General features: G+C 71.1%; 6 protein-coding genes. 2 read left to right on the forward strand and 4 right to left on the reverse strand.

The window, feature by feature from the left end; genetic code table 11:
* Positions 1–968: 968 nt before the first annotated feature.
* A complete protein-coding gene (locus tag CCN72_RS27700; RefSeq protein ID WP_086810568.1) occupies positions 969–1970 on the reverse strand; it encodes a sigma-70 family RNA polymerase sigma factor in 1002 nt (333 codons plus the stop codon).
* Between the two features lie 192 nt (positions 1971–2162).
* Here CCN72_RS27700 and CCN72_RS27705 point away from each other — a divergent pair, with 192 nt between their 5' ends.
* On the forward strand, positions 2163–2693 hold the full coding sequence (locus tag CCN72_RS27705) for a GNAT family N-acetyltransferase (RefSeq protein WP_086810570.1): 531 nt from the start codon (positions 2163–2165) through the stop codon (positions 2691–2693).
* Between the two features lie 48 nt (positions 2694–2741).
* Here CCN72_RS27705 and CCN72_RS27710 read toward each other — a convergent pair whose 3' ends face one another.
* Positions 2742–3509: a dioxygenase family protein gene (locus CCN72_RS27710; protein WP_402151459.1), complete on the reverse strand. Its 768-nt coding sequence runs from the start codon at positions 3507–3509 to the stop codon at positions 2742–2744.
* Positions 3510–3652: 143 nt separating this feature from the next.
* Between CCN72_RS27710 and CCN72_RS27715 the strand changes: the two genes are divergently transcribed.
* Positions 3653–4162 (forward strand): MarR family winged helix-turn-helix transcriptional regulator, encoded by a 510-nt coding sequence (locus tag CCN72_RS27715; RefSeq protein ID WP_085565180.1) that lies wholly within the window; start codon positions 3653–3655, stop codon positions 4160–4162.
* 27 nt (positions 4163–4189) lie between these two features.
* On the opposite strand, the gene CCN72_RS27720 is transcribed toward CCN72_RS27715, so the two are convergent.
* Both CCN72_RS27720 and CCN72_RS27725 read right to left on the reverse strand, forming a co-directional pair.
* Positions 4190–5725: an MFS transporter gene (locus CCN72_RS27720; protein WP_086810574.1), complete on the reverse strand. Its 1536-nt coding sequence runs from the start codon at positions 5723–5725 to the stop codon at positions 4190–4192.
* A 165-nt stretch (positions 5726–5890) separates the two neighbouring features.
* Positions 5891–6550 carry a TetR/AcrR family transcriptional regulator gene (locus tag CCN72_RS27725; RefSeq protein ID WP_086810576.1) on the reverse strand — a complete coding sequence of 220 codons (660 nt, stop codon included), beginning with the start codon at positions 6548–6550 and terminating at the stop codon, positions 5891–5893.
* Between the last annotated feature and the right edge of the window lie 224 nt (positions 6551–6774).

Raw genomic sequence — 6774 nt, forward strand, 5'->3', positions numbered from 1 at the left:
GTGCCGGAGGTGGAGCGGGGGGTAGGACGGGGGGTGGTGCTCATCTCGGCAGGCTATGCCCGTGTGGCAGAATCTGCCATCCGGCGGTTCACCCCGGGGTTCAGGTACGGGGTGGGCCGCCCTTTGCCGTCTTCGCCGCGGTCCCGTTCCGGCTTCGCCGCCGCACCGCTTCCCAGCGTCGCACGGCCGCACCGCTTCCCAGCGTCCCACGGCCGGGCCGCTCCCGCAGCAAAGACCGCACACCGGTCCGCGCCGGGCCGCCAACCGCCTCGCGGGGAACGGGCGGTGGGCCGTTCCGCCCGCAAGAGCCCCGAAAGGCGAGGGAGTTCGGGCCGCATGGCGCGGAAATGCCGTTTCGAACCCGTGGGCGTGGCACCCGAGAACCCGTTGGAGTGTCCCCTCGACGGCCGCCCGCGCGCAGGGGAACGCCACGGCGGGAGGCGATCCGCCGTCGTACCAGGAGAGGCCGGTGCCGCCGTCCCGTCCGGGGCGAGAAGAAGCCGGGCTCCGGCGCCCGGGGGGGGTGGGCGCCGAAGCCCGGCTCTGGGAAGTCCCGGCGCCGGGGGGGATGTGCGCAGGGACATGGCTCGCGTGGGGTCGGCCGAAGGTGCGTGGGGCGGCCGGGTGCGGGTCGGTGTGTCGGCTGTGACGAGCTGGTTCGGCTGGTGTGCGGGTGACGCGATGTGGGGAGTGCGGTGTTCGCGGGGCCCCGCTGGCGGGCCCGGAAAGGTTGTTCCCTCGGGCCCGGCGGTTGAAGCGGCCCCGGAGCGCCATGTTTGCGCCGTCTTTCGCCACCCGGCGTACGCGGCCCCCGCCCCCCTGCGTCACCGGCCCGGAGAGCCCCCTGCGTCACCGGCCGGGAGAGCCCTGTGCGCCACCAGCCCTGAGGGCCCTGTATGCCGCCGGCCCTGAGCCCCGTGCCGCTTCCCTGTCCCCCAGCCCCCGGTCTCCCGGTCTCCCCGGATCCCTTACGCCGCCGCGTCGAACCCGGTGTCCCGCGCCAGCTTCTTCAGCTCCAGCAGGGCGTGCTTCTCGATCTGCCGGATGCGCTCGCGGGTCAGACCGTGCTCCTTGCCGACCTCGGTCAGGGTGCGCTCGCGGCCGTCCTCGATGCCGTACCGCATCTTGATGATGGAGGCCGTGCGCTGGTCCAGGCGGCCGATCAGGTCGTCCAGTTCCTCGCTGCGCAGCAGGGTCATCACGGACTGCTCGGGGCTGACCGCGGAGGTGTCCTCCAGCAGGTCGCCGAACTGGGTCTCGCCCTGGTCGTCCACCGACATGTTCAGTGAGACCGGGTCGCGGGCCCAGTCGAGGACGTCGGTGACGCGCTCCGGCGTGGAGCCCAGCTCCGCCGCGATCTCCGCGGGCTCCGGCTCACGGCCGTGCTCGCGGTTGAACTCGCGCTGCACCCGGCGGATGCGGCCCAGCTCCTCCACCAGGTGGACGGGGAGGCGGATGGTGCGCGACTGGTCGGCGATGGAGCGGGTGATGGCCTGGCGGATCCACCAGGTGGCGTACGTGGAGAACTTGAAGCCCTTGCGGTAGTCGAACTTCTCGACGGCGCGCACCAGGCCCGCGTTGCCCTCCTGGATCAGGTCGAGCAGGGGCAGACCGCTGCGCGGGTAGCGCCGGGCGACCGCGACGACCAGGCGGAGGTTGGAACGGATGAAGACGTCCTTGGCCCGCTCGCCCGCGGCGACCAGGGACTCCAGCTCCTCACGGGTGGCGTCCGAGGTGGTGTCCTCGAACCCGTCGAGAACCTGTCGCGCGAACACACCCGCCTCGATGGTCTGGGACAGCTCGACCTCCTTGGCGGCGTCGAGCAGCGGTGTGCGCGCTATCTCGTCGAGGTACATGCCGACCAGGTCGCGGTCCGCGATCTCGCCGCCATGAGCGCGAACACTGCTTGCCGAGTCGGCCGTCTCGCCGGAGACGGCGGACTTACGACGGGCGACGGCACGGGTTGCCATGCGTGCTCCCTTGCGATGGTGGGCTGGCGGGTGGTCCTGCTGAACGCTCGGCTCTCCGGGGTGTCCTTGCGGACTCTCCTCTGAGTGCCCTGCATCCGATGGAAACAACGACTGGAATCAGGACAGAATTCCCAACCCGCCCCTCAATTTTTCTGATCATGCAGTACCCTGTTCCGCCGCATGGGAGGCGAGATGGTGTCCGAGCCCACAGAGGTGCAGGTCAGACCAGGAGTCGAGGGGGATCTCGATGCGCTCACGGAGATCTACAACCACTATGTGCGCGAGACGGCCATCACGTTCGACACCGTCCCTCTCACCCCGCGTGAGCGCCTGCCCTGGCTGCTCTCCCACCCGGAAGACGGCCCGCACCGCCTGATGGTTGCCGCGCAGAGCGACCCGGACACCGGCGCCGAGCGGATCCTCGGGTACGCCACCTCGGGCCCGCACCGGCCGAAGCCCGCGTACGCGACCTCCGTGGAGACCTCGGTGTACGTCGCCCACGGCGCCGGCCGGCGCGGCCTCGGCACGCTGCTCTACGACGCCCTCTTCCAGGCCCTGTCCGGTGAGGACCTGCACCGCGCCTACGCCGGGATCACCCAGCCGAACGAGGCGTCGGTGCGGCTGCACACGCGCTTCGGCTTCCGGCACTTGGGCACGTTCGGCGAGGTGGGCCGCAAGTTCGGCCGCTACTGGGACGTGGCCTGGTACGCGAAGGAGCTCTAGCCTCCCGGGAATCCCGGCCACCGGCCCCCGGCCACCGGCCCCCCGGGACTACCCGAACTGCACCGACCGCTTCGCCAGCCCCATCCAGAACCCGTCGATCACCGACTTCTGCGCGTCCAGCTCGCCGGCCGCCTCCGCCGCGCCCATGGTGACGAAGAGCGGGGCGAAGTGCTCGGTGCGCGGATGGGCGTAGCGGCCCGCCGGGGCCTTGCCCAGGAAGTCGAGGAGGGCGTCCCAGTCGCGGTCCGCGAGCGCGCGCCGACCCCAGTCGTCGAACTCGGCGGACCAGCTCGGCACACCCCCGCCCGGGTGGCGCAGGGCGGCGAGGTTGTGGGTGAAGAAGCCGGAGCCGATGATCAGCACGCCCTCGTCGCGCAGCGGGGCGAGCCTGCGGCCGATCTCCATGAGCCGCACCGGGTCGAGGGTGGGCATGGAGACCTGGAGGACGGGGATGCCGGCGTCCGGGTACATCTCGACGAGCGGGACGTAGGCGCCGTGGTCCAGGCCGCGGTCGGGGATGTCCTGGACGGGTGTGCCGGGGGCGCGCAGCAGCTTGCGGACCGACTCGGCCAGCTCCGGCGCGCCGGGGGCGTCGTACCGGACCCGGTAGTAGTGCTCGGGGAAGCCCCAGAAGTCGTAGACCAAGGGGACGGTCTCGATCGCGCCGAGGGCGAGCGGGGCCTCCTCCCAGTGGGCGGAGACCATGAGGACGGCCTTGGGGCGGGGCAGCGTCGCGGCCCAGGCGGCGAGCTGGCCGGGCCACACCGGGTCGTCGGCGAGCGGCGGAGCGCCGTGGCTGAGGTAGAGGGCGGGCATGCGCTCCTTGGCGGCGGCGACAGACATGGCGGCGACTCCCTCTCGTCCCGGCGAGACCAGATACTTTAACTCTCAAGCTCTACTGGAAACACCGTACGCGCAACTAGTTCAAGTTTCAAAAAGACCTTTCGTAAAGTGGACCCATGAACACGGCACCGGACTCCGCCGCACCGCACCGCTGGCTCACCCCCGAGGAACAGCGCGTGTGGCGCGCGTACCTGCACGCCACCACCCTGCTGGAGGACCACCTCGACCGGCAGCTGCAACGCGACGCGGGCATGCCGCACATCTACTACGGCCTGCTCGTCACGCTCGCCGAGGCACCCAAGCGCCGGCTGCGGATGACCGAACTGGCGATGAAGGCGAAGATCACCCGCTCCCGGCTCTCGCACGCGATCGCCCGGCTGGAGAAGAACGGCTGGGTGCGCCGCGAGAACTGCCCCTCCGACAAGCGCGGTCAGTTCGCGGTGCTCACCGAGGAGGGCGCGGCCGTGCTCGGCCGTACCGCCCCGGGCCATGTGACCGCCGTACGCCAGGCCCTGTTCGACCGGCTCAGCCCGGAACAGCAGAAGGCCCTCGGCGAGATCATGGAGATCGTCGCCGAGGGCCTGCAGCCGGACGAGGAGGGTGCGGACCTCCCCTGGCTCCGCTAATTCACCTGACTCACCGAGTACCCGAGCTCAGTGGGCCACCACCGGCACCGGCACCTCGTCCTCGGCGCCCGCGCCGGAGGCCACCGGGGTGGTGCCCGGACGGCCGGCGTTGACGAAGGTGAAGGCGATCAGCGCGGCGACGGCCAGGATGCCGACGGCGAAGGCGATCGCCGTGCTGTAGCCGTGCACCATGCTCTGGAGCCCCACCAGCTGCTGCTGCGGCTTGGTGGTGGCACCGGCGATGTGGTCCTTGAGGTACGACGTCTTCGCGGACGCGGCGATGGTGTTCAGCAGCGCCGTGCCGATCGCGCCGCCCACCTGCTGCGAGGTGTTGACCATCGCGGAGGCCACACCGGCGTCCCGGGGCTCGACGCCCGTGGTGGCCAGGGACATGGCCGGCATGAACGCGGTACCCATGCCGAGGCCCAGCAGCACCATCGCGGGCAGCAGCAGGGTGGTGTACGACGAACCGATCTCCAGCTGGGTCAGCAGCAGCATGCCGAGACCCGCGACCAGGAAGCCGGGGCCCATCAGGAACCGGGCCCGCACCCGGGTCATCAGCCGGGCGCCGATCTGGGTGGAGCCGGTGATCATGCCGGCCACCATCGGCAGGAAGGCGAAGCCGGTCTTGACCGGGGAGTAGCCCTGCACGATCTGGAGGTAGTACGTCAGGAAGAGGAACAGGCCGAACATGCCGATGATGGCGAGGCCGAGCGAGAGGTAGATGCCACCGCGGTTGCGGTCGCGGACCACGCGCAGCGGCAGCAGCGGGGCCTTGACCCGGGACTCGACCAGCACGAACGACAGCAGCAGCACCGCGGACGCCACGAACATCGAGATGGTCAGGGCGTCGCCCCAGCCGTCGGACTCGGCGCGCGTGAAGCCGTACACCAGCGCGACCAGGCCCAGGGTGGACAGCAGGACGCCGGGGATGTCGAGCGGGGCGCGGTTGCGGCCGCCCTCCGGCTCGCGGATGACCAGGGTGGCGCCGAGCGCGGCGACGATGGCGAACGGCACGTTCACGAAGAAGGTCCAGCGCCAGTCCAGGTACTCGGTGAGGAAGCCGCCGAGGATCAGGCCGACCGCGCCGCCACCGCCCGCGATGGCGCCGTAGATGCCGAACGCCTTGGCGCGCTCCTTGGCGTCCGTGAACATCACGGCCAGCAGGGACAGCGCGGCGGGCGCGAGCAGCGCGCCGAAGACGCCCTGAAGGGCACGGGCGCCGAACATCATCGGGCCCGAGACGGCGAGACCGCCGAGCGCGGAGGCCAGCGCGAAGCCGATCAGACCGGTGAGGAAGGCGCGCCGGCGGCCCCACTTGTCGGCGATCCGGCCGCCGAACAGCAGCAGACCGCCGAAGGCGAGGGCGTAGGCCGTGACGACCCACTGCCGGTTGCCGTCGGATATGCCGAGGTCCTTCTGGGCCGAGGGCAGGGCGATGTTCACGATGGTCGAGTCGAGGACGACCATCAGCTGGGCGAGCGCGATGAAGACGAGCGCTTTCCAGCGGTTGGCATCGCCGGATGGCGCGGCGATGCGGGGAGCCTTGAGGGCTTCGGACATGGGGGTACCCACTTCGGGACTTCGGGAGTTCACGAGTGCGGAGCTTCGTGACCAGGTGACGGAAAAATGACGAGAAAACGACAGTGAACGGAACGCGTCAGGAAAACGGACGACAAGAGCGAGAACGACGGAGGCGGCTGGTGTGGCGGGCGGGAGCGGTTCGGACTATGCGGCCGTACCGCACTGGCGGAGTTCCCCGACGGTGACGGCGGTGCCCGGCAGCACGGAGCGCGCGGGGGCCCGCAGGCCGTCGAGGAGAAGCTGGAGGTGGCGGTGGACGAACCGGTCGCCCTGCGGGCAACCGGTGCCGGCCGGGGGCCGGCTCAGCTGGGCCACCGCGATCATCAGGTCGCCCACCCCGACGTCGGACCGCAGCTGACCGGCCGTCACGGCCCGGCCCATGACCTCCCCCACGAGGCTCTCGACGCGCTCGCGGGAGGCCTCCAGGTCGGGGTGGTGCCGGTCGAAGGTGCTGGAGACCATCGGGCACAGCGCGCTGATCCGCTCGTCGGCGCAGGCGTGCACGAAGTGCTCCAGCGCGGCGAAGGCGTCCCCGGTCTCCGCGAGGGCCCCTTCGGCCGCCTCGGCCGTACGGTCCATCACGGAGCAGACGACCTCGCGGACGAGGGCGTCGCGGTCGGGGAAGTTGCGGTACAGCGTGGCATTGCCGACGCCGGCCCGGCGGGCGATCTCGTCCAGCGGCACGTCCGGGCCGTGCTCGGTGAACATCTCCCGGGCGGCGGTGACGATCCGCTCCCGGTTGCGCAGGGCGTCGGCGCGGGGCCGGGTCACCTTGCGCGGCGCGGGATGGGTGGCGGTCGTCACTGCGTGCTCCTCGGTCGGTTCGGTCGATGCGATGTCGGTGCGATGCCGGTGGGCCCTGATGATCCGGGGACCGGGTCCCCGTTTCGGGCGGACACAGTTCCAAACGGGGAGAGGGTCCCCACTTATTTCCCGTCCGCGGAAGAAGAACCTGTGAGCTGAGCCACATGCGCCGGGGACCCGAATTCACCCTCCCGCCCCCGCACTTCCCACGTTCGGGCCCGCCC

The sequence above is a fragment of the Streptomyces murinus genome, from assembly GCF_002154555.1.
Classification (GTDB): domain Bacteria; phylum Actinomycetota; class Actinomycetes; order Streptomycetales; family Streptomycetaceae; genus Streptomyces; species Streptomyces murinus.

Excerpts from the sequence above, each read along its gene's own strand:
- CCN72_RS27700 (WP_086810568.1), bottom strand. The coding sequence starts at position 1,970 with ATGGCAACCCGTGCCGTCGCCCGTCGTAAGTCCGCCGTCTCCGGCGAG.
- CCN72_RS27715 (WP_085565180.1), top strand. The coding sequence starts at position 3,653 with ATGAACACGGCACCGGACTCCGCCGCACCGCACCGCTGGCTCACCCCC.
- CCN72_RS27705 (WP_086810570.1), top strand. The coding sequence starts at position 2,163 with ATGGTGTCCGAGCCCACAGAGGTGCAGGTCAGACCAGGAGTCGAGGGG.
- CCN72_RS27720 (WP_086810574.1), bottom strand. The coding sequence starts at position 5,725 with ATGTCCGAAGCCCTCAAGGCTCCCCGCATCGCCGCGCCATCCGGCGAT.
- CCN72_RS27710 (WP_402151459.1), bottom strand. The coding sequence starts at position 3,509 with ATGCCCGCCCTCTACCTCAGCCACGGCGCTCCGCCGCTCGCCGACGAC.